Origin of the sequence: Nordella sp. HKS 07, from assembly GCF_011046735.1 — a bacterium.
GTDB lineage: Bacteria > Pseudomonadota > Alphaproteobacteria > Rhizobiales > Aestuariivirgaceae > Taklimakanibacter.
In genome coordinates this window covers 688,393-712,568 of the sequence record NZ_CP049258.1, presented here as the reverse complement: position 1 = coordinate 712,568, position 24,176 = coordinate 688,393, and the positions used below count along the sequence as shown (strand labels likewise).

Below are 24,176 nucleotides of genomic sequence, written 5' to 3'. Positions count from 1 at the left end.
GGCGACGCGTCAGCTATTTCAGAAACTCCAATACGGCTTGATTGAACAGCTGCGGATTCTGCAGCATGGCGAAATGGCTCACTCCCGGCAGGATCACCAGCTTGGCGCCGGGAATGGCCTTGGCCATCTCCACGTCATGCTCCTGGCGGATCGCCTCGTCGTGCTCGCCATCGGCGATGGCGACGGGGGCGGTGATCTTGGCCAGCTGCTCCGGCTTGTAGTCGGGCTGCGTCGCCCACATCTGGCTGATGGCGGCGACGAAATCGTTATAGTCCTTGGGCGTCTTCGACAGGCGCTCATAGTCCTGGCCGGCAATCTCGATGTATTTCGAGAAGGTCGGGTCCTTGTCGATATTCGGCTTGAGGCCGGCCACATTGGTGTTGGCGCCGAAGGCGAAGAGCCGGTCGAGGCGGTCGGGATAGTTCATCGCGATATCGAGACCGATGATGCCGCCGTCGCTCCAGCCGACGATCGAGGCCTTGTCGATCTTGAGATGATCCATCAGGCCGATGACGTCCTTGGCCATCAAGCCGTAGCTGTAGGGATCGGCATTGCGGGTCGACTGGCCGTGGCCGCGGCTGTCCATGGCGATGACGCGATACTGCTTCGCGAGCTCGGGCACCTGGCCGCCGAAATATTCCATGTTGCCAAGCCCGCCATGCAGCAGGATGAGGGGCGAGCCGTCGCCCCAGATGGCGTAATGGACGGTGATGCCGTTGATCGGCGCATCGCCGCTTTCGGTGGCGGGCGGCAAGGGCTGCGGCTTGGGCAGCGTCTTCCACAACTCCTCGGCGTTGAGCGGCAGAATCGCCAGGAAGCTGGCGATGAAGGCAAGCACGCATGTACGAAGAAATCTGCGCATGACAGTTCCCCATGAAGCTGCGGCGTTTACGAAAGGATGCTATGCCCGAGCCTATGGCCCTGTCCACCGTTCGAATCATCGGCATCGATCCCGGCCTCCGGCGCACCGGTTGGGGGCTGATCGTCTGTGAGGGCTCCAGGCTTTCTCATGTCGCCGACGGCGTCCTCACCAGCGACCAGACGCTGACCCTCGCCGAGCGGCTGGTACAGCTCAAGGTGCAGCTGGCGCAGGTGGTGGCCGAATGGCAGCCGGATGAGGCGGCGGTCGAGGAGACCTTCGTCAATACAGATCCGCGCGCCACGCTGAAGCTCGGCCAGGCGCGCGGCATAGCCCTTCTGGTGCCGGCTGAAGCGGGGATTCCGGTCGCCGAATATGCGCCGAACCAGGTTAAAAAGACGGTGGTTGGCGCCGGCCATGCCGAGAAGGAGCAGATCCACCATATGGTGAAGGTGCTGCTGCCCAGGGCCCAGCCCAAGTCGGCGGACGCCGCAGACGCCTTGGCGATCGCCATCTGCCATGCGCATCACCGCGGCGCGCAAAGCTTGGCGAAGCGGCTGGCGCGTTCTTGACTTGTTCACGGTGGCGTGCTAAATGTAGGCACGTTTCTACAATTTAACACCGGATGGAGGAGTTGCCATGACCATCACGACTTTGACCAGCCGGGAATTCAACCAGGACACGAGCCGAGCCAAGAAGGCGGCCCAAAAGGGGCCGGTGTTCATCACCGATCGCGGCAAGCCCGCGCATGTACTGCTCAGTATCGAGGAATATCGACGGCTGTCCAGCAAAGGACGCAGCATCGTCGATATGCTGGCCATGCCGCCTGGCACTGGCGAATTCGAGTTCGATCCGCCGCGTATCGTCATAGAAGTCAAGCCGGCCGATCTCGACTGATGTTCGTGCTCGATACCAACGCCATCTCAGAATTGCGCAAAGCACAATTCGGCAAAGCCGATCTTCGCTTTGTCGAATGGGCCGACAGTGTTTCTTCATCCGATCTCTATGTTTCGGCAATCACCATCATGGAACTTGAAATTGGCGCTTATCAGATGGAACGTAAGGATGTCACGCAAGGCGCCGCTTTGCGGGGCTGGCTAGAGAAGCAGGTACTTCCAAGCTTCGGTGGAAGGATATTGCCTGTGGATGTGGACGTCGCCCGGTGTTGCGCTCGTCTCCATGTTTTCGATCGGAAAAATGAACGCGATGCTTTGATAGCCGCTACTGCCCTAGTTCACAAAATGACAGTCGTCACGCGCAATATTGCGGATTTTGCCTCGACGGGCGTTGCGCTCGTCAATCCCTGGGATCACGCTTCATGATCAGCAAGCTCAAAGGCCGCATCGACGCCTATGGACCGGACTGGGTCATCATCGACGTGAACGGCGTCGGCTATCACTGTTTCTGCTCGACCAAGACGCTGTCCGCATTGCCGGCCGTCGGCGAGTTCGGCGAACTCCACACCGAGATGCTGGTAAGTCAGGACATGATCCGCCTCGTCGGCTTCGCCACACAAGGCGAGCGCGAATGGTTCAAGCTCTTGCAGACGGTGCAGGGCGTCGGCACCAAAGTGGCGCTGGCGCTGCTCTCGACGCTGTCGACCTCGGATCTCGCGCAAGCCATAGCGCTCCAAGACAAGGCAATGGTGGCGCGGGCGCCCGGCGTCGGACCCAAGGTGGCGCAGCGGATCGTCAGTGAGCTGAAGGACAAGGCGCCGGCCTTCGCGCCGGCCGATCCGGCATTGGCGAAATTGCAGGCCGAGATCGGCGGGCCCAGGCCAACCGCGGCCTCGGATGCGGTCTCCGCTCTCGTCAATCTCGGCTATGGCCAGAGCCAGGCGGGAGCGGCGGTGAGTGCCGCCATGCGTAAAGCCGGCGATGAGGCGCCGACCGAGCAATTGATCCGCCTCGCGCTCAAGGAGCTGGCACTGGCATGAGTGGGTTTGGCGAGCGCGCGCTACGGTCATCAGGCCGAGGAGAGATGCCAAAGAGCGAAGGCGCCCTTCCGTATTGGGCAAGGGCGATCGTCACCATCCTGATTGCCGCCATTGTCGGCCCGCTCATCGGTACGGCGCTCATGTTTTTCCTATCCGGTGTTCCAGGTGGTCTGTTGCCCGAAGGTATCGTGGCCGAAGTGAAAGGAAGCCCTGTTATTTTTGGAGTCTTCCTCGGCTACGTGGTTGGCGGGATTCAGGCGCTCGTCTGTGGTGTCGTGTTCGCGGCCTATGGATGGTCTTCTGGAAGATTGCCGGCAAAGGTTGCTCTCATGGCAGCGGTGCCACTCGCTTTGATCTTTAATTTCATCTTTTTTGGAATGACGCTTGGCGGCATCGTGTCGAGCATGATCATTCACGTCGTTCCAGCCTTCGCCGTCTGGTGGCTGGTCAAAGCCTATTGGCAGAAAGCAGAAGCATGAACGCGGCGTCCGACCGTCTCATTGGCCGCGACCAGCGTCCCGAGGACCAGCTCGACACACATCTGCGTCCGCAGATGCTCAAGGAATTCGTCGGCCAGTCGAAGGCGAAGCAGAATCTGCATGTCTTCATCGAGGCGGCGAAGGGGCGCAACGAGGCGCTCGACCATGTCCTCTTCGCGGGCCCGCCGGGTCTCGGCAAGACGACGCTGGCGCAGATCGTGGCGCGCGAGCTCGGCGTGAATTTCCGCGCCACGTCGGGACCCGTCATCGCCAAGGCGGGCGATCTCGCCGCACTCCTCACCAATCTCGAAGAGCGCGACGTGCTCTTCATCGACGAAATCCACCGGCTCAATCCGGCGGTCGAGGAAGTGCTCTATCCGGCGATGGAGGATTTCCAGCTCGACCTCATTATCGGCGAAGGGCCGGCGGCGCGCTCGGTGCGCATCGACCTGGCAAAATTCACGCTCATCGGGGCCACCACCCGCACCGGCCTTCTCACCACGCCGCTGCGCGACCGTTTCGGCATTCCGGTGCGGCTCGATTTCTACACCGAAGAGGAACTGCTCGACATCGTCCGGCGCGGCGCGCGCGTGCTGCAGGTGACCATGGTGGAAGAGGGAGCGCGTGAGATCGCGCGGCGCTCGCGCGGCACGCCGCGCATCGCCGGAAGGCTGCTGCGGCGGGTGCGCGATTTCGCTTCCGTCGCCGGGAGCGATACGATCGACGCCAAGGTCGCCGACAAGGCCTTGCGCAATCTCGAGGTCGATACGCGCGGGCTCGACGCGCTCGACCATCGCTATCTGTCCTGTATCGCCGTCAACTTCGGCGGCGGGCCGGTAGGGGTCGAAACCATTGCCGCTTCGCTTTCGGAAGCGCGCGATGCGATCGAGGAAGTGATCGAGCCGTTCCTCATCCAGCTGGGCTTCGTCAACCGGACGCCGCGCGGCCGTCTCTTGACGCCGCATGCCTTCCGGCATCTGGGGCTGCAGGTGCCGCAGCGGCCGGAGATCACACAAGGCATCCTGCCTCTGGAGAACGGCGATGACTGAGTGGCCGGATCTCGCCGGGCGTATCGAGGGGAACCGCCATGTGCTGGCGGTCCGTGTTTATTACGAGGACACGGACTTCTCGGGCGCCGTCTATCACGCCAATTACCTCAAATTCTGCGAGCGCGGCCGCTCCGACTGCCTGAGGCTCCTCGGCATCCACCATCACGAGATGCATTGGCATGAAACCCAGGGTCGTATGGGGTTCGTGGTACGCCGCATGGTCTGCGATTTCCTCAAGCCGGCCAGGATCGACGATCTGCTCGAAGTCGAAACGCGCTTCCGCGAGATGGGTGGTGCGCGCATGGAACTCAACCAGAAGGTGTTGCGTAGCGGCGAAACTCTATTTTCAGCCGATGTGACGGTGGCTCTGGTCGACGCGCAGGGGCGACCCAAGCGTTTCCCCAAGGACATGGCGGCAGCGCTCAAGACGATCTGACGCAAGCCCTTGTGTCCCAGGGAACCCTCTTTCGTAACCGTACCTTAACCATAGCTTGCTGTTCTCTGTTCCGCCCGATATGCGGTTCCAGCGGCAAAAAAGCCCGCAACGCCGCAGTTTGGACAGATTTAACCTTATCTACCTCGCTCGCTTCACCAGAAGCCTGGGCGGGGATGTGGATTCCGGCGGTGGGAAAGAAAGCAAAGCATGGAAGTTGACACTGTACAGAACGTGGCCCAAGGGGCGGGACAGCTTTCCCTCTGGCATCTGATCTGGAATGCGGGCTTTGTGGTCCAATTGGTGATGCTGGGCCTCGCCGCCGCATCGGTCTGGTCCTGGGCGATCATTTTCGAGAAGTTCTTCGTGTATCGCCGCACCCAGGGGCAGAGCGAACAGTTCGAGCAGAACTTCTGGTCCGGCCAGTCGCTCGAGGATCTCTATATGGCGCTCGGCTCGCGCAATAACAGCGGGCTCGCGGCCATTTTCATGGCGGCGATGCGCGAATGGAAAAGGAGCCAGGGAGCCGCCTCGCGGGCCGGCTTCCAGGGCGTCCAGAAGCGCATCGAGAAGGTGATGGACGTCCAGATCCAGAAGGAGATGGGCTATCTCGAATCCAGGCTTCTGTTCCTGGCGACGGTCGGATCGGCGGCGCCCTTCATCGGCCTCTTCGGCACCGTCTGGGGCATCATGACCAGCTTCCAGGCCATCGCCAATTCGCAGAACACCAATCTGGCAGTCGTCGCCCCGGGCATCGCCGAGGCGCTGATCGCGACCGCACTCGGCCTCCTTGCTGCCATACCGGCGACAATCTTCTACAATAAGTTTGCCGCCGACGCTGCTAAGATCGGGGCCAGACTGGAGAATTTCGCAGACGAATTTTCCGCGATCATCTCGCGGCAGCTGGACGAGCGGGTGTAGAAATGGGTGCTTCGGCAGGCGGAACAAGCGGTGGATATACGAGGCGCGGCAGCCGCCGGCGCTCGTCCTTCTCGGCTATCAGCGAAATCAACGTGACGCCGCTCGTCGACGTCATGCTGGTGCTGCTCATCGTGTTCATGGTCGCCGCCCCCCTGATGACGGTCGGCGTTCCGGTCGACCTGCCGCAGACCAAGGCCAAGCCGATGCAGGGCGACACCGAGCCGATCACCGTGTCGCTCGACGCCGCCGGCCAGGTGTTCCTGCAAGAGACGCCGATCGATCAGGAGACCCTGGTCGCGAAGCTCGAGGCGATTGCCAAGAACGGCTATGAGGAGCGCATCTTCGTGCGCGCCGACACCACTGTGAATTACGGCCTCGTGATGAAGGTCATGGGCGAGCTCAACGCCGCCGGCTTCAAGAAGATCGGTCTCGTCACATCGTCCGAGCCGACGGCACCCGAAAAGTCACAGAAGAAGGCGCAGAAATAGGGCATGCGGCGCAGCCTCACGATATCGCTTATGGCGCATGCGGCGATCCTCGCCGCCGCCTTCGTCGTGCTGCCCAATCCAGACGAGTTCAAGGTCACCGATCAGGACATGATCCCGGTCGACATCGTATCGATCAACGATGTCAGCACGCGCGTGGCCACTGTGAAGTCGGAAGAGAAGAAGCCGGTCGAGAAGCCGGCGCCGAAGCCAGCCGAAGTGATGAAGCCCGTGCAACCGGCGCCTGAAGTCGCTCCGGAAGTCAAGACTGCGGTGAAGGAGGCCTCGGCCCCGCCGGAGCCCAAGCCGCCCGAGCCTAAGGAAAAGCCGAAGCCCGAAGCCAAGCCGGAGCCGGCGCCCAAGCCCGAGGAGATGGCGGAACTTCTGAAGAAGATCGAAGAGAAGCCGGAAGAGAAAAAGCCCGAGCAGAAGCAGGCCGAGGCGAAGCCGGAAAAGAAGCCGGCCGAGAAGCCGCCGGAGAAGAAGCCCGAGAAGAAACTGAAGCCGAAGAAAGAATTCAATCCGGACGATATCGCGGCCTTCCTCAACAAGACCGACGACAAGCGCACCGCACCACAAAAACCGCAGACCGAGACCGGCACGCCGAACCAGGGCGATTTCAACGTATCGGGCGCTGACGCTGACATGTCGGCGACGATCGCCGATGCTATTCAGCAGCGGCTCATTCAGTGCTGGACTGTTCCGCCGGGCGCGCGGGAAGCCCAGATCAGCGTGAAGGTCCGCTTCTCCCTCAATTCGGACGGCACCGTCTCCGGCCTGCCGCAGGTTCTGAACAGCAGCTCAGACCCGCTGTTTTCGACAACCGCGCAATCGGCGCTGTCCGCGGTAATGAACTGCCAACCTTATGACAACCTGCCGCAGGATAGATATGACCTGTGGCGGGACAACACTGTCAATTTCAATCCCAATATGATGTTTCCAAGCTGAGAAATCGAGGCGACATGGCGCAGAGATTTGATATTGCGGCGAAGACCGCCGCAATCATCGCAACCTTGCTGATCACTTTGGTGCTGGCCCCGGCCGCGCGGGCGGTCGAGATCGACGTCAACAAGGGCCAGATCGATCCCCTGCCGATCGCCATCACCGCCTTTGTCGGTGCCTCGCAGGAGGCCGCCCAGTCCGGCGCCGACATTGCCGGCGTCATCGCCAATAATCTCGGCCGGTCGGGCTATTTCCGGCCGTTGCCGCCCGAGTCCTTCATCGAGCAGATCAGCAATTTCGATCAGGAGCCGCGCTTCGGCGACTGGCGCCAGATCCAGGCCAAGGCGCTGGTGACCGGCCAGACTATCATGGAGGGCGGCCGCCTCAAGGCGCAGTTCATCCTGTGGGACACGGGCTCGCAGCAGAAGCTCGCCGGTTTCGAATTCACCACTTCGCCCAAGAACTGGCGCCGGCTCGGCCATCTGATCTCCGACAAGATCTATCAGACGATGACCGGCGTGCCCGGCTATTTCGACACGCGCATCGTCTTCGTTGCGGAGACCGGGCCTAAGGACAAGCGAATCAAGAAACTCTCGATCATGGATCAGGACGGCTTCAATGTGCGCGCCATTTCTGATGGCAAGCAGATCGTGCTGACGCCGCGCTTCTCGCCGAATTCGCTCGAGATCACCTATATGGCGTTCGGCTCGGGGACGCCGCGTGTCTATCTCTACAATATCGAGACGGGGCAGCGCGAGATCGTCGGCGAGTTTCCCAATATGAGCTTCGCGCCGCGCTTCTCGCCCGATGGCCAGCGGGTCATCATGAGCCTGCAGGATGGCGGCAACTCCAACATCTTCGTTCTGGATCTGCGCTCGCGCCAGATGCAGCAGCTCACCAATGTGCCGGCGATCAATACGGCACCTTCGTTTTCGCCCGACGGCAGCCAGATCGTGTTCGAATCTGACCGCGAAGGCACGCAGCAGGTCTATATCATGAATGCGGACGGTTCGAACCAGCGCCGCATCTCCTTCGGTTCGGGCCGCTATGCGACTCCGGTGTGGTCGCCCGACGGCAGATACATCGCCTTTACCAAGCAGGGCGGCGGGCGCTTCGCCATCGGCGTCATGGGGCCGGACGGTAATGGTGAGAGATTGTTAACCGAAGGTTTTCATAATGAAGGTCCGACATGGGCACCGAACAGTCGCGTGATCATGTTCTTCCGCGACGAGCCGGGGGAGAATGGTGGCCCGAGGCTCTATTCGGTCGACGTTTCGGGCTACAACGAACAGCTCGTCAAGACGCCAAGCTTCGCGTCGGATCCGGCGTGGTCGCCTTTGTTGAATTAATTCGCCTGCGGACGAAGTCTGCCAGGAATTCGGGAATTAAGTTGGTTTCGGGCTAGGGGGCCTGATCCGCTTGCGGGGTCGCCGGGAGCGGGCGCCAGCGGCTTAAAGGAGTGGGAAAGTCATGTTGCGTATGAGTGCGGGGTTCAAGGCCGTCGCCTTGTGTTTCTGTTTCCTGGCCCTTGCGGCCTGTTCCAAGAAGAACACGCCCGATCTCGAGGCCAGTAACGGCCTCGGCCAAGCGGCGCTGCCGGGCTCGGAAGGTCAGTTCAAGACCGAAGTCGGCGACACCGTCTTCTTCCTCGTCGACCAGTCGACGCTGACCCCGGAAGGCCAGGAGACCCTGCGCCGTCAAGCCGCGTGGCTCAAGCAGTACTCCGATGTGATGGTGCAGGTCGAAGGCCATGCCGACGAGCGCGGTACGCGCGAATACAACATCTCGTTGTCGGCGCGGCGCGCCACCGCAACACGCGAGTTCCTCATGGCCCAGGGTATCGAGGCGAGCCGCATCTCCTCCATCGCCTATGGCAAGGAGCGTCCGGCGGCGCTGTGCGATGCCGAGCAGTGCTGGTCGCAGAACCGCCGCACCGTCACCGTCATCACCTCCGGCGCCAAGACGAGCTAGGCTCGCCGAGCATCCGACAAGCTACCAAGTGATTTGAGCGAGCGCGGTTTCCGCGCTCGTTTTCTTTTATCGGTTGACTTGTCTCTCTTTTTTCCTAGGTAATTTCGCGGGTGCGGCAATATTGGCCACAGAATCGCCGCGCTGTTACGGTCATAAGCCCCACTGACGGGTGCTTACGGCGCATGCCGGGAAGGGAAAATTAACCCTAAATGAGCACTGTAAGGTAGCAATTTGGTCCTGTGGTGGGTGAGCGGCCCGGATGAGAGGCCGCAATGCACAGGGCGGGACATAGGAGTGGGATATCATGTTGCGTCGTTTGGCGAATTTCAAGATCGCTTTGATTTGCGCCGTTTTTTTGGCTTTGGCCGCGTGCTCGAAGAAGAATCAACCGAACCTGGAAGGCGATGGCGCCGGAACGGCGGTCCCGGGTTCCGAAAAGGACTTCGCCATTAATGTCGGCGACCGAATCTACTTCATCGTCGATACCTCGACGCTGACGCCGGAAGCCCAGGAGACGCTGCGCCGCCAGTCGGCCTGGCTCAAGCAGTATCCGAATGTCACCGTGCAGGTCGAAGGCCATGCCGACGAGCGTGGCACACGCGAATACAACATCTCGCTGTCGGCGCGCCGCGCCACCGCCACCCGCGAGTTCCTGATCGCCCAGGGCGTCCAGGGCAACCGCATCTCCTCGATCGCTTATGGCAAGGAGCGGCCAGTGGCCTTGTGCGACGCCGAACAATGCTATTCCCAGAATCGCCGCGCGGTGACCGTGATCACGGGCGGCGCGGTTTCGGGCTGAGTTGACGGTCCGGGACCTGTTGCCATGAGGCCACAGGTCCCGGATGATTTCCCTTCCCCCCTTATAAAGCCTCATTTTCACCGCCTTTAGAGACCAAGCCCAATAATGGGGTGCTGGGGACGGCTCGGCACAGCAGCGGTTACGCGATGAAGACATTGTTGAAGGTCACCCTTCCTGCAGCCCTCCTGATGGCCATGGCCGTCGGTGGCGCCCCCCTTGCTTCCGCCCAATCGGACGGCGAGCTGGCCGACCGCGTCGGCCGGATGGAAGATCAGTTGCAGCAGTTGATGGGACAGGTCGAGCAACTGACCTTCGAGGTCAGGCGCCTCCAGGGTCAGCGCAAATCGGGCGATCTCGGCGAGCAGCCGGCACAGGCTCAGCCGCGCAAGCGCCAACTGGCCGTCCAGGATCACAGCCTCGACAGTCAGGGCGTCGAACAGGTCGGCGACACGGAATATACCCAGCAGCCGCTGCAGACGATCGGCGACGATCTCCCGGAGGGCCAGACGCAGAAGGCGCCCGGCCCCAAGATCCTCGGCACGATTCCCAGCACGTCCTATCAGCAGGGCAATAACGGCTATCAGACGGATGCCAACAGCGAGTTCCAAGGTCAGGTGCTCGTGCCTCCGGGCGGCGGCACTGAAGGCCAGGTGCTCGTACCGCCGGCCAGCGTCGAAAATGGCGGCGGCCAAGTTCTGGTTCCCCCGGCCCATGGCGACGGCGGCAATGATCTCGTGCCCGAAAAGGTCGAGACGGTGGCGCTCGGCGCTGCGGCCTCGGCCGATCCCGAAGTCATTTATGAGCGCTCCTATGAGAGCCTGTTGCGGCGCCAGTTCGGCGACGCCGAAGTCGGTTTCCGCGGCTTTCTCGAGCAGCATCGCGACCACAGCCTTGCCGGCAACGCACAATATTGGCTGGGCGAGACCTATTATGTGCAGGGCGATTACAAGCAGGCGGCGCAAGCCTTCCTGTCCGGCTATCGCGACTTCCCGAAGAGCCGCAAGGCGGCCGACAGCCTCCTCAAGCTCGGCCTCTCGCTGAACAGGCTCGGCCAGAAGGAGCAGGCCTGTGCCGCCTATATGCAGGTGAGCTCGCAGTTCCCGAAGGCGGCCGAGGCCAAGAAGCGGGCGCAGTCGGAGATCAAGCGTGCCGGCTGCTGAGGCAGCCTCGCCGATCAGCCAAGACGCCGCGAAAGCGCTTCTCGAAAGCCTGTCCTTCCATGCCCATGTCGCGCTCGCCGTTTCGGGCGGCAGCGATTCGACGGCCCTCATGTGGCTCGTGGCGCGCTGGTCCAACACGCTCGCGCATCCGCCCAGGATCACCGTTCTCACCGTCGATCACGGCTTGCGGCCGGAGGCGGCGGGCGAATGCCGGACCGTCACAGGCTGGGCGCAGGCGCTCGGCCTCGATGCCCGCATCCTCAGCTGGACTGGCGGCAAACCCCGCAGCGCGCTCCAGGCCAAAGCGCGCGAGATCCGCTATGGACTGATGCGCGACTGGTGCCTGGCGCAGGGGGCCAGCATGCTGGTAACCGCACATACACGTGAGGACCAGGCCGAGACCTTCCTCATGCGGCTGGCGCGCGGCAGCGGAATCAGAGGGCTCGCCGGCATGCGCACCGACGAGGCCGGGCCGGTCGTTCTCGAGCGACCCTTGCTGCATACGAGCCGGGCCGAGCTCAGGGCGACGCTCGCCGCCGCCGCTCATCCCTGGATCGAGGATCCAAGCAACCAGGACGAGCGCTTCGAGCGGGTGCGCCTGCGCAAGGCGATGCCGCTCCTGGCCGAGTTCGGCCTTACCCCCGAAGCCGTGGCACGCTCGGCGGCCCGCCTCGAGCGGGCGCTGCATCCGATCGAGGAACTGGCCCGCGACTTCATGGCGCGCCATGTGGAGCTCAGACCGGAAGGTTTCGCCATGGTTGCGCTCGCCGCCTTCCGCAAGCTCGATGAGGAAGTGGCCATCCAGCTTCTCGAACGGCTGCTCGGGCGTCTGGGGGGTGGCGATGAGCCGCCGCGGCTCATGGCGGTCGAGGCCCTTCATCACAGGCTGCGGCAAAGCGGCAGCGAGGCGCGGACCCTCGCCGGCTGCCGTATCGCCCTGCGCCAGCGGCACCTGCTGATCGGGCGGGAGGCCGGCCGGATCAGCCGGACGCCGGTGCTTCTGGCTCCAGGCCAGAGCGTCCTGTGGGACAACCGGTTCAAGATCAGTGTCGGCCAGGCCTGCCGCGACGTCGTTATCCTGCCGGTGCTTGGCCTGAAAGTGCCGCGCAACCCGGCCATCCCGGCTTTCGTGCAGGATGGGCTGCCGGCCCTCCTCCAGGCGGGAGAGATCGCCGCCGTTCCATCCATCGGCTATCTGGGACAAACCGTCTCGCCCGGGTTGCAAGCGCAGGCGGAATTTCAGAAAATTGACCTTTAATGCAAGTGCGGATTGCCGCTACGCTTGGCAATCCTGGCCCGCATCCCTATGTTAGATTTAACTTTTGGGCGGCAGGATCGGCCCAAGTCTTCGGTCTTGCGCCCTGGTGCGCCCCTTAGAGAGGAACCACGTGAATAATTTCCGCAACTTCGCCGTCTGGATCGTCATCGCGATCCTGCTGTTTGCCCTGTTCAGCCTGTTCCAGGGCCAGGCCTCGCGCTCCAACAGCAAGGACATCGACTATTCGACGTTCCTCAGCAAGGTGAGTGCGGGTGAGGTGCAGACCGTCACCATCACCGAAGCCGGCTTCGGCAGCTCCTATCTCACCGGCAAGCTCAGCAACAACGATACGTTCGCGACATACGCGCCTGCCGATGACGGTTTGATCACGCTGCTCAAGGAGAAGAACGTCACATTCAACGCCAAGCCGGCGCAGAGCGACTCGTTCCTCTCCAATGCTCTGCTCTACTGGCTGCCGACGCTGCTCCTCATCGGCGTGTGGGTGTTCTTCATCCGCCAGATGCAATCGGGCGGCGGCAAGGCCATGGGCTTCGGCAAGTCCAAGGCCAAGCTCCTCACCGAACGCCACGGCCGCGTGACCTTCGAGGACGTGGCGGGCGTCAACGAGGCGAAGGAAGACCTGCAGGAGATCGTCGAATTCCTGAAGGATCCGCATAAGTTCCAGCGTCTCGGCGGCAAGATTCCGAAGGGCGCGCTGCTGGTCGGCCCTCCGGGCACCGGCAAGACGTTGCTGGCGCGCGCCATCGCGGGCGAGGCGAATGTTCCCTTCTTCACCATCTCGGGCTCCGACTTCGTCGAAATGTTCGTCGGCGTCGGTGCGTCGCGGGTGCGCGACATGTTCGAGCAGGCGAAGAAGAACGCCCCTTGCATCATCTTCATCGATGAAATCGACGCGGTCGGCCGGCATCGTGGCGCCGGCCTCGGCGGCGGCAATGACGAGCGCGAGCAGACGCTCAACCAGCTGCTCGTCGAAATGGATGGCTTCGAGGCCAATGAAGGCGTGATCCTGGTCGCCGCCACCAACCGGCCCGACGTGCTCGACCCGGCGCTGCTGCGCCCCGGCCGCTTCGACCGCCAGATCACCGTTCCCAATCCCGACATCATCGGGCGCGAACAGATCCTGCGCGTGCATATGCGCAATGTGCCGCTGGCGCCGGATATCGATCCCAAGGTGCTGGCGCGCGGAACGCCTGGTTTCTCGGGCGCCGATCTCGCCAATCTCGTCAATGAGGCGGCCTTGCTGGCGGCCCGGCGCAACAAGCGCCTCGTTACCCAGCATGAATTCGAAGACGCCAAGGACAAGGTCATGATGGGCGCCGAGCGCCGCTCGCTGGTGATGAGCGAGGAGGAACGTCGCAACACCGCCTATCACGAAGCCGGCCATGCCATTGTCGGTCTCTCGGTGCCCTATGATCCGCTCCACAAGGTCACGATCATCCCGCGCGGGCGTGCGCTCGGCGTCACCATGAACCTTCCCGAGGGCGACCGCTATTCGCGTACCCGCGAATGGTGCGAGGCGCGGCTCGCGGTGCTGTTCGGCGGCCGCGAGGCGGAACTGATCCTCGGCGGCGAGAAGAACGTCACCAACGGCGCCACCGGCGACATCCAGATGGCGACGCAGCTGGCGCGCGCCATGATCACGGAGTGGGGCATGTCCGACAAGCTCGGCCGCGTGCGCTACAACGGCAATGAGCAGGAGGTCTTCCTCGGCCATTCGGTGACCCAGACAAAGAACCTGTCAGACGAGACCGCCTCGCTGATCGATGCCGAAATCCGCAAGCTCATCGAGGATGGCGAGCGCAAGGCGCGCGAGATCCTGACAAACGGCACCGACAAGCTGCATGCGCTGGCCAAGGCGCTGCTCGAATTCGAGACGCTGTCGGGCGATGAGGTGAAGCTCGTCCTCAAGGGCGAGAAGATCCAGCGCGACGATCAGAGCGGCGGACACAAGAAGCCGGACAAGGCATCCTCGGTCCCGGTCACCGGGCGTCCGAAAAGCGGTCCGGCAACTGGCGAAATGGAGCCGCAGCCGCAGGGCTGAGGCAATCGGTCGATGCCTTCATCCCTCTCCCCGCTGCAGCGCGGAGAGGGCAGGGGCCCGACGCGAAGCGGCGGGAAGGGTGAGGGGCATGCGCTTCGAAGAGCATTCTATTTCAGATCCACTTCTCTTCTCTCGCTGCAGAACCACTTTCCGTTCGCAACTCGCGGATCTCAGGGCTTGCCCCTCACTCCTCCCATTGCTCGGCAATGGGGCCCTCCCTCTCCCTGCTGATGCGGGGCGAGGGTAAGTCGTACATGACCCTCTATCTGCGACCACTCAGCCTTCTCTATGGACCCGATGCGCGCCGGGCGATCGCGGCTGGCCAGGGCGGCGCGCTTGGCGGTTCGGATTTCATCGCCTTCACGCAAGCCGAGCTCATCGAGCGCGATGGCGCGCATGTCAGGCGAAGCGTCATTCCCTACGCCGAAGCGCGCAACCACGGCGAACGGCTCGCCTTGATCGAAAGCCCGCGCCCCGATTTCGCCGGCCTGGCGATGGGTCGGCCGAAGCTCATGGGCATCGTCAATGTCACCCCTGATTCTTTCTCCGATGGCGGCGAACTGGCAACCACTGTGGAGGCTGTCGCCCATGGTCTCGGGCTTGCCGGCGAAGGCGCCGACATTCTCGATATCGGCGGAGAATCGACCCGTCCCGGCTCCGACGCAGTCACGGCCGACCAGGAGATTGCGCGCATCCTGCCCGTCATCGGGGCCCTGGCGAAAGGCGGGCACTGCGTGTCAGTCGATACGCGCAAGCCGCAGGTCATGCGCCGCACCGCGGCGGTCGGTGCCGCAATCATTAATGACGTCTCCGCCCTATCGTACGATTCGGACAGTCTCAAAGCCGCGGCGGATGTCGATCTGCCGGTGGTCATCATGCATTCTCAGGGCGATCCGAAGACGATGCAGGTCAATCCCGTCTATGACGATGTGACGCTCGATGTCTTCGATATGCTGGCCGGCCGCATCGCCGCGTGTGAGGCGGCAGGGATACCCCGCCGGCTCATCGCAATCGATCCCGGTATCGGCTTCGGCAAGACCTTCCGCCACAATCTGACGCTGCTCAACGAGCTGACACTGTTCCACGGGCTGGGCGCCGTTCTCCTGGTCGGACTGTCGCGCAAGGCCTTCACCGGCGCGCTGACGGCTGAGAAGAATGCGGGCCAGCGGGTATTCGGTTCCGTCGGCGGCGCCCTTCATGCCGCCCTCAACGGCGCCCAGATTCTGCGCGTCCACGATGTCAAGGGGACCCGGCAGGCATTGGCGGTGGCGTTGGCAGCCGCCGATCCGGAGAGCAGCGGACTTTAACCATGAGCGTGGGATGCGAAAAAGCGGGCACCGGTTTTTCGCAAGAATCCCGCGCTAACATATAAGAATCAATCACGTTAATGAGTTTGGATCGCCTCAATCCAAACTCATCGTGATCTAGCAGGATGTGATCTGCTATAGGCTGGGTGAACTGGAGAAAAGGAAAGCCATGTCCCGCAAGTATTTCGGAACCGATGGTGTGCGTGGCGTCGCCAACCGCGCGCCGATGTCGCCCGATATGGTGATGAAGATCGGCCTCGCGGCCGGCAGCGTCTACTCCAAGGGAAGCCATCGCCATCGCGCGGTGATCGGCAAGGATACGCGGCTTTCGGGCTACATGATCGAACAGGCGCTGACCGCCGGTCTGCTCTCGGCCGGTGTCGATGTGTTCCTCTTCGGTCCGCTGCCGACGCCTGCCGTCGCCATGCTGACGAGGTCGTTGCGCGCCGATCTCGGCATCATGATCTCGGCGTCGCACAATCCGTATTACGACAACGGCATCAAGCTGTTCGGGCCGGACGGCTACAAGCTGTCGGATGATCAGGAACTGGCGATCGAGAAGCTGGTCGACACGGCGGACGGCGCGAGCCTCGCGGCCCCCCAGGACAAGCTCGGCCGCGCCAAGCGCATCGAGGACGCGCAGGCCCGCTATATCGAATTCGCCAAGCGCACCTTCCCGAAGGATCTGCGCCTCGAAGGCCTGCGCATTGTCATCGATACCGCCAATGGCGGCGCCTACAAGGTCGCCTCCGCCGCCCTCTGGGAACTCGGCGCCGAGATCATTCCCATCGGCAACGATCCGAACGGATTCAACATCAACGAGAAGTGCGGGTCGACGGCGCCCGAGGCGATGTCGGCCAAGGTGATCGAGACGCGCGCCGATATCGGCATCGCGCTCGACGGTGACGCCGATCGCGTCGTGATCGCCGATGAGCACGGCCGGCTCGTTGATGGCGATCAACTGATGGCCCTGATCGCGACCTCCTGGCACAGGCAGCAGCGTCTTGCCGGTGGCGGGCTCGTCGCCACAATCATGTCCAATCTGGGTCTCGAGCGTCATCTGACCGACCGCAAGCTCACGCTGGCGCGCACCAAGGTGGGCGATCGCTATGTGGTGGAACATATGCGTCAGCATGGGTTCAATATCGGCGGCGAGCAGTCGGGCCATATCGTGATGTCGGATTTCTCGACGACAGGCGACGGACTGTTGGCGGCGCTGCAAGTGCTGGCGGAAGTGGTGCGGACCAGCAAGCCGGTGAGCCAGGTCTGCCATCTGTTCGAGCCAGTGCCGCAAGTGCTCAAGAATGTGCGCTATGGCGACGGCAAGCCGCTCGAGGCGGCGATGGTGAAGCAGGCGATAGCGGACGCGACCTCGATGCTCGGCAAAACCGGCCGTCTGGTGATCCGTCCTTCCGGGACCGAACCCTTGATCCGCGTGATGGCGGAGGGCGATGACGCCGGCCTCGTGGCGAAGATCGTCGATGAAATCTGCACCGTGATCGGCAAGGCGGCGTAACGGGCTTATTCGGTGGATTCCGGTTTGCGCCGGAGCGTCGGAAGGGGAAGGCCGGCCAGCTTCCCCAGCTGCATGCGGCTCGCGGCGATGCCGGCGAGGATGAGCACAAGGCCGAAGCCGACATTCGCCGTCAGGGTCTCGCCGAGGAGCACGGCGCCGAGCCCCAGCGCATAGACGGGCACCAGATAGTTCGAATAGGCGACGAAGCTCACCCCCGCCCGCCGCACAATGGCATAGACCAGCAAGGTGGCAAGCGCGGTCGGCACGATGCCGAGGCCGAGCAGGCAGAGATAGGCAAGCGGGGTCGCGCGGTCGAGGCCGTCGGGCGCATAGAGGGCGGCGAAGATCACGCCCATAGCACCGCCGGTGAGGCAGACGGCGGCGGCCTGTTCCACCGGCCCCTGAAACGGGATGCGGCGGGCAAGGAGGCTGTGCGCGGCATAGCACAGACAGGACAGCAGGATCGCTAACTCGCCGATCAACGCCATGCCCTGGCCCTCGAACCGGAGGAGTTTTTCCGGCCCCAGCACGATCATGAGGCCGATGAAACCGGTGACGAAGCCTGCGGCCTTCATGTGGGTGAGCTTCTCGTCGGGGAGGAAGATATGCGCGAGCACGATGACGAAAAGCGGTATCGCGCCCATCAGCACGCCGGAGAGACCAGAGGAGACGAACTGGGTTCCCCAGGAGACGAGGAAGAAGGGAACCGCATGGCCGATGAAACCCAGCCCGGCGAACCAGAGCCACAGCTTGCCGTCGCGCGGCCATTGCCGCTTTGTCAGCATTACGACGACGCCAAGGAATATCCCAGCAACCGAAAGACGCAGCGCCATGACCCAGGCCGGATCGACCGACGCAACGGCAATCTTCGTCATCGCGAAGGAGGAACCCCACGTCACCACGAGGGCGGCGAGCGCCATCCAGTCTCTTGTCGTTGCGGCGGGTTTCATGACACTGCGATAACTAGCGTCATGGTCAGTGCACGGTCAATGACATGTCCCGATCGGGAACAAATGACCGTGACCTTTTAGCAACAGTTACAATCTGCCTTTTTGCCGCCCAATTCGAGCCCGTCTCTGGTCACAGGACGATCCTACCTAGGAACAATCACGAGGGACGTGAGTTACCGGATGTATCCGGGAGAGGAGAAGTGTCTATGAATTCTTTCAAGCTCGTTTTGCTGGCTTCCGCGATGACGGCGGGTCTCGCCGTCGCCGCGCATGCCGCCGATGTGACGCCGCCGGAACCGGAGACGACCACGCCGGATCAGTATCAGGCGATGGGCTTCTATCTGCGCGGCGATCTCGGCTGGTCGTTCCTCGACTGGGGTGACGACGACAACGCCTTCGCGGTCGGCGGTGGTGTCGGCTATCAGTTCAATGATTATCTGCGTTCAGACGTTCGCGTCGACTGGTCGGGTGACTACAGCGTCGGCGATGGCGCCGATGCCAATCTGACGACCGTGCTCGGCAACATGTATTTCGACTGGCGCAACGATACCGCCTTCACGCCCTATGTCGGCGCCGGTGCCGGCTGGGGCTGGCTCGGCGGCGACGAGAGCGATGATGGCTTCACCTATGCCCTTATGGCCGGTGTGTCCGTCGACATGTCGCAGAGCATCGCGCTCGACTTCGGCTATCGCTATCGCGAGCTGATGCTCGACGGCGAGAATCCGGCCGATCACTCGGCGCTCGCGGGTATCCGCTTCAAGTTCTGAGGCTCGATCGAGAGACCTCGCTTGAACGAAGCGGCGGTGGAGAAATCCACCGCCGTTTTGCTTTTTGCGAAGACCCCACCCGGCGCTTCGCGCCCCCTCTCCACGCTTCGCGTGAGGAGGGAGCAGGGAGCTTTTCTTCACGCAAAGTTGTTGACGAAGGCGCGGGTCTCGGGCAAGAGCGTCGCCGGGACACCTCTCCCCACCGAGAGGCGGACCATCTGTAAGGATGGAGCAGACATGACGACGATCGAGAAACCGGCTGTGCGGCCGGCTAATCCGCATTTTTCTTCCGGCCCGTGCGCGAAAATACCGGGCTGGTCACCAGATCTCCTCTCACAGGCACTGACCGGCCGCTCGCACCGATCGAGCGAAGGCAAGGCGCGCCTCAAGCAGGCGATCACGCTGACGCGCGAGATCCTCGAAGTTCCCGACAGCCATTTGATCGGCATCGTGCCGGCTTCCGACACCGGCGCGGTGGAGATGGCGCTGTGGTCGTTGCTCGGCCCGCGCCCCGTCGATCTTCTCGCCTGGGAAAGCTTCGGCGATGGCTGGGTCAGCGACGTGCTCAAGCAGCTCAAGCTCAAGGACGCGCGCGCCCTCAAAGCCGGCTATGGCGAGCTGCCCGATCTCGGCGCCGTCGATTTCGATCACGATGTCGTCTTCACCTGGAACGGCACGACGTCGGGCGTGTGCGTGCCCGATGCCGACTGGATACCCGCCGACCGCCAGGGCCTCACCATCTGCGACGCGACGTCGGCCGCCTTCGCGCAAGCGCTCGATTTCACCAAGCTCGATGTCACCACCTTCTCCTGGCAGAAGGTGCTGGGCGGTGAGGGCGCTCATGGCATGATCATCCTTTCCCCGCGTGCCGTCGAGCGGCTCGAAAGCTACGTGCCGGCCTGGCCCATCCCCAAGATCTTCCGCATGACACAAGGCGGCAAGCTCATCGCCGGAATCTTCTCAGGAGAGACCATCAACACGCCCTCGATGCTGTGCGTCGAGGATTACCTGGTGGCGCTCAACTGGGCGAAGGGCATAGGCGGGCTCAAAGTGCTGCGCGGCAGGGCCAGCACCAATGCGTCGGTGATCGACAAGTGGATCGCGGAGCGTCCCTTCGCGCATCACCTCGTCAAGGACGAGAAAACGCGCTCCAACACGTCGGTGTGCCTTACCCTCGATGGCGGCGAGAGCGTACCGAAGTCGATGGTGAAGCTGCTCGAAGCCGAGCGCGCCGCCTTCGATATCGGCGCCTATCGCGACGCGCCGCCGGGCTTGCGCATCTGGTGCGGCGCGACCGTCGAGACATCAGATGTCGAGGCGCTGGTCCCCTGGCTCGACTGGGCATACGCCGAAGCCACCCGCTGAGTTCAGCCGCGCGCGATTCAGATCGCGCGCCACTCGTCTTTCAGCCGTCACATATTTTCGGAGGTCATCATGAAACCCCGTGTACTCGTTTCCGACAAGCTGTCCGAAGCCTCGGTCCAGATCTTCCGCGACCGCGGCATCGACGTCGATTACAAGCCCGATCTGGGCAAGGACAAGGATGCGCTGCTCGCGGCGATCGCCGATTACGACGGCCTGGCCATCCGCTCGGCGACGAAAGTGTCGCCGAAACTCATCGCCGCGGCGGCGAAACTCAAGGTGATCGGCCGCGCCGGCATCGGCGTCGACAATGTCGACATACCCGCTGCGACGGCGCGCGGCATCATCGTGATGAACACGCCCTTCGGCAATGCCATCACCACCGCCGAGCATGCGATCTCGCTGATGATGGCGCTGGCGCGTCAGATCCCGGAAGCCAATGCCTCGACCCATGCCGGCAAATGGGAGAAGAACCGCTTCATGGGCGTCGAGCTCTTCAACAAGACGCTGGGCGTGATCGGTTGCGGCAACATCGGCGCCATCGTCGCCGACCGGGCGCTCGGCCTCAGAATGAAGGTCATCGCCTTCGATCCCTTCCTGTCGGCGGAGCGCGCGATCGAGATCGGCGTCGAGAAGGTGGAGCTCGACGACGTCCTGCGCCGCTCGGATTTCATCACGCTGCACACGCCGCTCACCGACAAGACGCGCGGCATCATCGACAAGGCGGCGATCGCAAAGATGAAGAAGGGCGTGCGCATCATCAATTGCGCCCGTGGCGGCCTCGTCGTCGAGGAGGCGCTCAATGAGGCGCTGAAATCCGGCCATGTGGCGGGTGCGGCGCTGGACGTGTTCGAGACCGAACCCGCCACCCAGCATCCGTTCTTCGGGCTCGAGAATGTCGTCGCCACGCCGCATCTCGGCGCCTCGACGGCGGAAGCGCAGGAGAATGTCGCCATCCAGATCGCCGAGCAGATGGCCGACTATCTGATCACCGGCGCGGTCTCCAACGCGCTCAACATGCCCTCGATTTCGGCGGACGAAGCGCCGCGCCTCAGGCCCTTCATCGCCGTCGCTGAAAAGCTCGGCTCTTTCGCCGGCCAGCTCACCGACGAGCCGATCACCGGTATCGTCATCGAATATGCGGGCGAGGTCGGCGACATGAATACGCGCGCCCTCACGTCGGCGGCCCTTGCCGGTGTGCTCAAGCCGATGCTGGGCGATGTGAACATGGTTTCGGCGCCGGTGGTGGCGAAGGAGCGCGGCATCAAGGTGGACGAAGTACGCCAGACCCAGCGCGGCGCCTACGAGACCTATATCCGGCTCACCATCAAGACGGCGAATATGGAGCGCTCGGTGGCGGGAACGGTGTTTTCCGACGGCAAGCCGCGCATCATCCAGATAAAGGGCATCGAGCTCGAATCGGAATTCGGCCCGCACATGCTCTATGTGACCAATATGGACAAGCCGGGATTTATCGGCGCGCTCGGCATGCTGCTCGGCAATGCCGGCGTCAATATCGCGACTTTCCATCTCGGCCGCCAGGCGCAGGGCCAGGACGCCATCTGCCTCGTCCAGATCGACGAGCCGGTGCCGGATGAGGTGCTGGCGGCGGTCGAAAGGCTGGCGCAAGTCAAGCAGGCGAAGCGGCTGGCGTTTTGACCAAAGCATATCATCCCAGCGAAAGCCGGGATGACGAATTTGTGATGGCGTGACGCCGCTGTTGCATGACCGCCCCGGGGCTGACGCGATCTTGCCGCGAATTCGCCGCGACAGCGCGATTGGATGCGCCACCTCAAGGGGAATCACGGAGCACCATCATGCGCGCAGCCGCAGCCGCAATTTTTCTCGCCACCACTTCGCTTACCCCGGTCTTCGCCGCCGACATCACAGCTCTCTCGCGCATCGACAAGGTCACTGTCTTCCCACAAGGGGCGGAGGTGACGCGTATCGTCGATGCGCGCATTGGTAAGGGCGAGCACACTTTGATTTTCGATGGCCTGCCCGCCGAACTTTCGACCGAGACTTTGCGCGTCGAAGGTGTAGGCGGTGAGCGGTTCGAGATCGGATCGGTCGACTCCAAGATCGTGTTCAATACGAGCGACGCGCTCGATGAGACCCGCAAGCGCATCGAGAAGGACATCGAGAACCTGAGCGACGAGCGCGCGGTGCTCGACCAGGCGATCGGCGATGCCGAATATCAGAAGACCCTGATGCAGCAGCTCGCCTCGGCGACGCTCACCCAGAAGCCGCAGGAGGGGGCTACGCGCATCCTCGATGCCGAAGGCTTGAGCGGCGTGCTCGATCTCGTCGGAACCAGGCTGTCGAGCCTCGGCAAGGACATTCTCGAGGCACGCAGCCGGCAGCGCGAGATCGATCGCCTCACCGAGAACCTCAACAAGAAGCTCGCCGATCTTGCGCCACGCAATGATCAGCGCATGCGGGTGAGCGTACATCTCAACGCTCCCGCCGAGGCTGAAGGCACTTTCCGCCTGAGCTATCGTGTGGCGAATGCCGGCTGGCAGCCGATCTATGATGCCCGCCTCGGCGAGATGGGCAAGGACGGCAAGGCCCGGATCGAGCTCGTGCGGCGCGCCGATGTGCTGCAGTGGACAACGGAGAGCTGGGACAATGTGGCGCTCACTTTGTCGACGGCACGTCCGATGGGCGCCACCGCCGCGCCCGATCTGGCGCCAATGGCCATTGAGGGCTTCGTCGAAGGACGGCGCGAAAACTACACCGCGCGCGGAGTCGGTAATGTAACCCCCGAGGCCGCCATCATGGCTCAGGAGGCTCCCGCGGCCGCCCCCATGGATGCGGATGTGAGCCGGGCGGTGCAAAAGCAGGCCAATGTCGAGATCGCCGGCTTCCAGGCGCTCTATGGCATCGATGGCCGGGTCACGGTCGACAATACCAACACGGCCAAGAAGGTGCGCATTTCGACCGACGAGATCGATGCCAAATTGTCGGCCCAGGCGGCGCCAAAGCTCGATCCCAATGCCTATCTCACCGCCGCCTTCACGCTCTCAGGCGAGACGCCGCTGCTGCCGGGCCCGGTGATGCTCTATCGCGACGGCGTTTTCATGGGGCAGGGGGCGCTGCCGATGCTCTCACCCGGCGAGGAGACGAAGCTCGGCTTCGGCGCCGACGATCTCATCAAGGTGAAGCGCATCGAGGTGAAGCGGCGCACCGCGGAGGAAGGATTGCTCACGACCTCGAATGTCGATGAGCGCGCCTTCGATATTACAGCCAAGAACCTGCACCAGGCTGCGATTCCGGTCACCATTCTCGACCAGATGCCCTATTCGACCGACCAGAAGATCACCGTCGAGACGCTATCCGGCATGACGCCGGCGACGGTGAAGGATTTGGAGCGCCGGCGCGGTGTCCTGGCCTGGAGCTTCGACCTGCCGAGCCAGGAGACCAAGGTGATCAAACACGGCTACAAGATCAGCTGGCCGCGCGACATCAAGCTCGGCTTGAATGGAGAGTGAATAGAGAAGGCTTTCTGAGCGCGATGGTGTTGCGGGCCTAGCGATTTTCCTTGGTGGTCACGCCCAGCATGCGCCTCTCGAGGAAGGCGATGCGGACCGCGAGGTCGCTGGTCTCGCTCTGGAAATAGGCGACGATCAGCACCGCGATGACCAGGCTGGCATTGAACTGCCCGATATTCTCGGACAGCCAGGGACCGAAATAGGCGAGAATGGCGGCAAGCACGATGATGACGGCAACCGTTTTCAGCGCCCGAAGTTGAGTTGGATTCTGTTTCTTGGCCATGATCGGGATTTTAGTCCGCGCCGGACCTTCCCTCAAGGCACGGAAGTTCACTTTTGCGCCAGAACCCACAAGGAACTTTTCGATGCACAGCGGCGAAGTGTCCTGTTCCGGGTCTGGCGATGGCGCTTTGCCTTTCCGCCCAGCCC

General features: G+C 62.8%; 25 protein-coding genes. 22 read left to right on the top strand and 3 right to left on the bottom strand.

Annotation, left to right across the window (positions count from 1 at the left end; all coding sequences use genetic code 11):
• Positions 1-13: 13 nt before the first annotated feature.
• On the bottom strand, positions 14-862 hold the full coding sequence (locus G5V57_RS03410) for an alpha/beta fold hydrolase (protein ID WP_165166197.1): 849 nt from the start codon (positions 860-862) through the stop codon (positions 14-16).
• A 41-nt stretch (positions 863-903) separates the two neighbouring features.
• Between G5V57_RS03410 and ruvC the strand changes: the two genes are divergently transcribed.
• From ruvC to glmM, 18 genes are all read left to right on the top strand, one after another.
• Positions 904-1,431 carry a crossover junction endodeoxyribonuclease RuvC gene (ruvC, locus tag G5V57_RS03405; RefSeq protein WP_371744720.1) on the top strand — a complete coding sequence of 176 codons (528 nt, stop codon included), beginning with the start codon at positions 904-906 and terminating at the stop codon, positions 1,429-1,431.
• A gap of 67 nt (positions 1,432-1,498) precedes the next feature.
• A complete protein-coding gene (locus tag G5V57_RS03400; protein WP_165166196.1) occupies positions 1,499-1,756 on the top strand; it encodes a type II toxin-antitoxin system Phd/YefM family antitoxin in 258 nt (85 codons plus the stop codon).
• Entirely contained in the window at positions 1,753-2,181 is a 429-nt protein-coding gene (locus G5V57_RS03395) for a type II toxin-antitoxin system VapC family toxin (protein ID WP_206530284.1), read from the top strand. Before G5V57_RS03400 ends, G5V57_RS03395 begins: the two co-directional genes overlap by 4 nt.
• Positions 2,178-2,795 carry a Holliday junction branch migration protein RuvA gene (gene ruvA, locus G5V57_RS03390; protein ID WP_165166194.1) on the top strand — a complete coding sequence of 206 codons (618 nt, stop codon included), beginning with the start codon at positions 2,178-2,180 and terminating at the stop codon, positions 2,793-2,795. The genes G5V57_RS03395 and ruvA overlap by 4 nt, the downstream gene beginning before the upstream one ends.
• 44 nt (positions 2,796-2,839) lie before the next feature.
• A complete protein-coding gene (locus tag G5V57_RS03385) occupies positions 2,840-3,274 on the top strand; it encodes a hypothetical protein (protein WP_165166193.1) in 435 nt (144 codons plus the stop codon).
• Entirely contained in the window at positions 3,271-4,323 is a 1,053-nt protein-coding gene (gene ruvB / locus G5V57_RS03380) for a Holliday junction branch migration DNA helicase RuvB (RefSeq protein ID WP_165166192.1), read from the top strand. The genes G5V57_RS03385 and ruvB overlap by 4 nt, the downstream gene beginning before the upstream one ends.
• Positions 4,316-4,759, top strand: a complete 444-nt coding sequence (gene ybgC / locus G5V57_RS03375) for a tol-pal system-associated acyl-CoA thioesterase (protein ID WP_305849380.1) — start codon at positions 4,316-4,318, stop codon at positions 4,757-4,759. Before ruvB ends, ybgC begins: the two co-directional genes overlap by 8 nt.
• A 207-nt stretch (positions 4,760-4,966) precedes the next feature.
• Positions 4,967-5,677 carry a protein TolQ gene (gene tolQ / locus G5V57_RS03370; RefSeq protein ID WP_165166191.1) on the top strand — a complete coding sequence of 237 codons (711 nt, stop codon included), beginning with the start codon at positions 4,967-4,969 and terminating at the stop codon, positions 5,675-5,677.
• A gap of 2 nt (positions 5,678-5,679) precedes the next feature.
• Positions 5,680-6,165, top strand: a complete 486-nt coding sequence (gene tolR / locus G5V57_RS03365) for a protein TolR (protein WP_165166190.1) — start codon at positions 5,680-5,682, stop codon at positions 6,163-6,165.
• A 3-nt stretch (positions 6,166-6,168) separates the two neighbouring features.
• Entirely contained in the window at positions 6,169-7,110 is a 942-nt protein-coding gene (locus tag G5V57_RS03360; RefSeq protein WP_165166189.1) for an energy transducer TonB, read from the top strand.
• Between the two features lie 14 nt (positions 7,111-7,124).
• A complete protein-coding gene (gene tolB / locus G5V57_RS03355) occupies positions 7,125-8,453 on the top strand; it encodes a Tol-Pal system beta propeller repeat protein TolB (protein ID WP_165166188.1) in 1,329 nt (442 codons plus the stop codon).
• 121 nt (positions 8,454-8,574) lie between these two features.
• Complete coding sequence (pal, locus tag G5V57_RS03350; protein WP_165166187.1) at positions 8,575-9,075, top strand: peptidoglycan-associated lipoprotein Pal; 501 nt, start codon at positions 8,575-8,577, stop codon at positions 9,073-9,075.
• A gap of 304 nt (positions 9,076-9,379) precedes the next feature.
• Positions 9,380-9,874: a peptidoglycan-associated lipoprotein Pal gene (gene pal / locus G5V57_RS03345; protein WP_165166186.1), complete on the top strand. Its 495-nt coding sequence runs from the start codon at positions 9,380-9,382 to the stop codon at positions 9,872-9,874.
• 146 nt (positions 9,875-10,020) lie between these two features.
• Positions 10,021-11,034, top strand: coding sequence for a tol-pal system protein YbgF (ybgF, locus tag G5V57_RS03340; protein ID WP_165166185.1), 1,014 nt, complete (start codon positions 10,021-10,023; stop codon positions 11,032-11,034).
• Positions 11,021-12,292, top strand: a complete 1,272-nt coding sequence (tilS, locus tag G5V57_RS03335; protein WP_165166184.1) for a tRNA lysidine(34) synthetase TilS — start codon at positions 11,021-11,023, stop codon at positions 12,290-12,292. The genes ybgF and tilS overlap by 14 nt, the downstream gene beginning before the upstream one ends.
• 130 nt (positions 12,293-12,422) lie before the next feature.
• Positions 12,423-14,354, top strand: a complete 1,932-nt coding sequence (ftsH, locus tag G5V57_RS03330) for an ATP-dependent zinc metalloprotease FtsH (RefSeq protein WP_165166183.1) — start codon at positions 12,423-12,425, stop codon at positions 14,352-14,354.
• Positions 14,355-14,608: 254 nt separating this feature from the next.
• A complete protein-coding gene (gene folP, locus G5V57_RS03325; RefSeq protein ID WP_165166182.1) occupies positions 14,609-15,661 on the top strand; it encodes a dihydropteroate synthase in 1,053 nt (350 codons plus the stop codon).
• Positions 15,662-15,830: 169 nt separating this feature from the next.
• A complete protein-coding gene (gene glmM / locus G5V57_RS03320) occupies positions 15,831-17,177 on the top strand; it encodes a phosphoglucosamine mutase (RefSeq protein ID WP_165166181.1) in 1,347 nt (448 codons plus the stop codon).
• A 5-nt stretch (positions 17,178-17,182) separates the two neighbouring features.
• On the opposite strand, the gene G5V57_RS03315 is transcribed toward glmM, so the two are convergent.
• A complete protein-coding gene (locus G5V57_RS03315; protein ID WP_165166180.1) occupies positions 17,183-18,127 on the bottom strand; it encodes a DMT family transporter in 945 nt (314 codons plus the stop codon).
• 206 nt (positions 18,128-18,333) lie between these two features.
• On the opposite strand from G5V57_RS03315, the gene G5V57_RS03310 reads away from it, so the two are divergent.
• The 4 genes from G5V57_RS03310 (at position 18,334) to G5V57_RS03295 (ending at position 23,747) form a co-directional block, all read left to right on the top strand.
• Complete coding sequence (locus G5V57_RS03310; RefSeq protein WP_165166179.1) at positions 18,334-18,894, top strand: porin family protein; 561 nt, start codon at positions 18,334-18,336, stop codon at positions 18,892-18,894.
• A 237-nt stretch (positions 18,895-19,131) separates the two neighbouring features.
• Entirely contained in the window at positions 19,132-20,259 is a 1,128-nt protein-coding gene (locus G5V57_RS03305; RefSeq protein ID WP_165166178.1) for a phosphoserine transaminase, read from the top strand.
• Between the two features lie 69 nt (positions 20,260-20,328).
• The gene (gene serA / locus G5V57_RS03300) at positions 20,329-21,915 is read left to right on the top strand and encodes a phosphoglycerate dehydrogenase (RefSeq protein ID WP_246737508.1); all 1,587 of its coding nucleotides are present in this window, start codon (positions 20,329-20,331) and stop codon (positions 21,913-21,915) included.
• 158 nt (positions 21,916-22,073) lie between these two features.
• A complete protein-coding gene (locus tag G5V57_RS03295) occupies positions 22,074-23,747 on the top strand; it encodes a mucoidy inhibitor MuiA family protein (protein WP_165166177.1) in 1,674 nt (557 codons plus the stop codon).
• Between the two features lie 37 nt (positions 23,748-23,784).
• On the opposite strand, the gene G5V57_RS03290 is transcribed toward G5V57_RS03295, so the two are convergent.
• Entirely contained in the window at positions 23,785-24,030 is a 246-nt protein-coding gene (locus G5V57_RS03290; protein ID WP_165166176.1) for a hypothetical protein, read from the bottom strand.
• Positions 24,031-24,176: the final 146 nt, after the last annotated feature.

Excerpts from the sequence above, each read along its gene's own strand:
- G5V57_RS03410 (WP_165166197.1), bottom strand. The coding sequence starts at position 862 with ATGCGCAGATTTCTTCGTACATGCGTGCTTGCCTTCATCGCCAGCTTC.
- ruvC (WP_371744720.1), top strand. The coding sequence starts at position 904 with ATGCCCGAGCCTATGGCCCTGTCCACCGTTCGAATCATCGGCATCGAT.
- G5V57_RS03400 (WP_165166196.1), top strand. The coding sequence starts at position 1,499 with ATGACCATCACGACTTTGACCAGCCGGGAATTCAACCAGGACACGAGC.
- ruvA (WP_165166194.1), top strand. The coding sequence starts at position 2,178 with ATGATCAGCAAGCTCAAAGGCCGCATCGACGCCTATGGACCGGACTGG.
- G5V57_RS03385 (WP_165166193.1), top strand. The coding sequence starts at position 2,840 with ATGCCAAAGAGCGAAGGCGCCCTTCCGTATTGGGCAAGGGCGATCGTC.
- ruvB (WP_165166192.1), top strand. The coding sequence starts at position 3,271 with ATGAACGCGGCGTCCGACCGTCTCATTGGCCGCGACCAGCGTCCCGAG.
- ybgC (WP_305849380.1), top strand. The coding sequence starts at position 4,316 with ATGACTGAGTGGCCGGATCTCGCCGGGCGTATCGAGGGGAACCGCCAT.
- tolQ (WP_165166191.1), top strand. The coding sequence starts at position 4,967 with ATGGAAGTTGACACTGTACAGAACGTGGCCCAAGGGGCGGGACAGCTT.
- tolR (WP_165166190.1), top strand. The coding sequence starts at position 5,680 with ATGGGTGCTTCGGCAGGCGGAACAAGCGGTGGATATACGAGGCGCGGC.
- G5V57_RS03360 (WP_165166189.1), top strand. The coding sequence starts at position 6,169 with ATGCGGCGCAGCCTCACGATATCGCTTATGGCGCATGCGGCGATCCTC.
- tolB (WP_165166188.1), top strand. The coding sequence starts at position 7,125 with ATGGCGCAGAGATTTGATATTGCGGCGAAGACCGCCGCAATCATCGCA.
- pal (WP_165166187.1), top strand. The coding sequence starts at position 8,575 with ATGTTGCGTATGAGTGCGGGGTTCAAGGCCGTCGCCTTGTGTTTCTGT.
- pal (WP_165166186.1), top strand. The coding sequence starts at position 9,380 with ATGTTGCGTCGTTTGGCGAATTTCAAGATCGCTTTGATTTGCGCCGTT.
- ybgF (WP_165166185.1), top strand. The coding sequence starts at position 10,021 with ATGAAGACATTGTTGAAGGTCACCCTTCCTGCAGCCCTCCTGATGGCC.
- folP (WP_165166182.1), top strand. The coding sequence starts at position 14,609 with ATGACCCTCTATCTGCGACCACTCAGCCTTCTCTATGGACCCGATGCG.
- glmM (WP_165166181.1), top strand. The coding sequence starts at position 15,831 with ATGTCCCGCAAGTATTTCGGAACCGATGGTGTGCGTGGCGTCGCCAAC.
- G5V57_RS03315 (WP_165166180.1), bottom strand. The coding sequence starts at position 18,127 with ATGAAACCCGCCGCAACGACAAGAGACTGGATGGCGCTCGCCGCCCTC.
- G5V57_RS03310 (WP_165166179.1), top strand. The coding sequence starts at position 18,334 with ATGAATTCTTTCAAGCTCGTTTTGCTGGCTTCCGCGATGACGGCGGGT.
- G5V57_RS03305 (WP_165166178.1), top strand. The coding sequence starts at position 19,132 with ATGACGACGATCGAGAAACCGGCTGTGCGGCCGGCTAATCCGCATTTT.
- serA (WP_246737508.1), top strand. The coding sequence starts at position 20,329 with ATGAAACCCCGTGTACTCGTTTCCGACAAGCTGTCCGAAGCCTCGGTC.
- G5V57_RS03295 (WP_165166177.1), top strand. The coding sequence starts at position 22,074 with ATGCGCGCAGCCGCAGCCGCAATTTTTCTCGCCACCACTTCGCTTACC.
- G5V57_RS03290 (WP_165166176.1), bottom strand. The coding sequence starts at position 24,030 with ATGGCCAAGAAACAGAATCCAACTCAACTTCGGGCGCTGAAAACGGTT.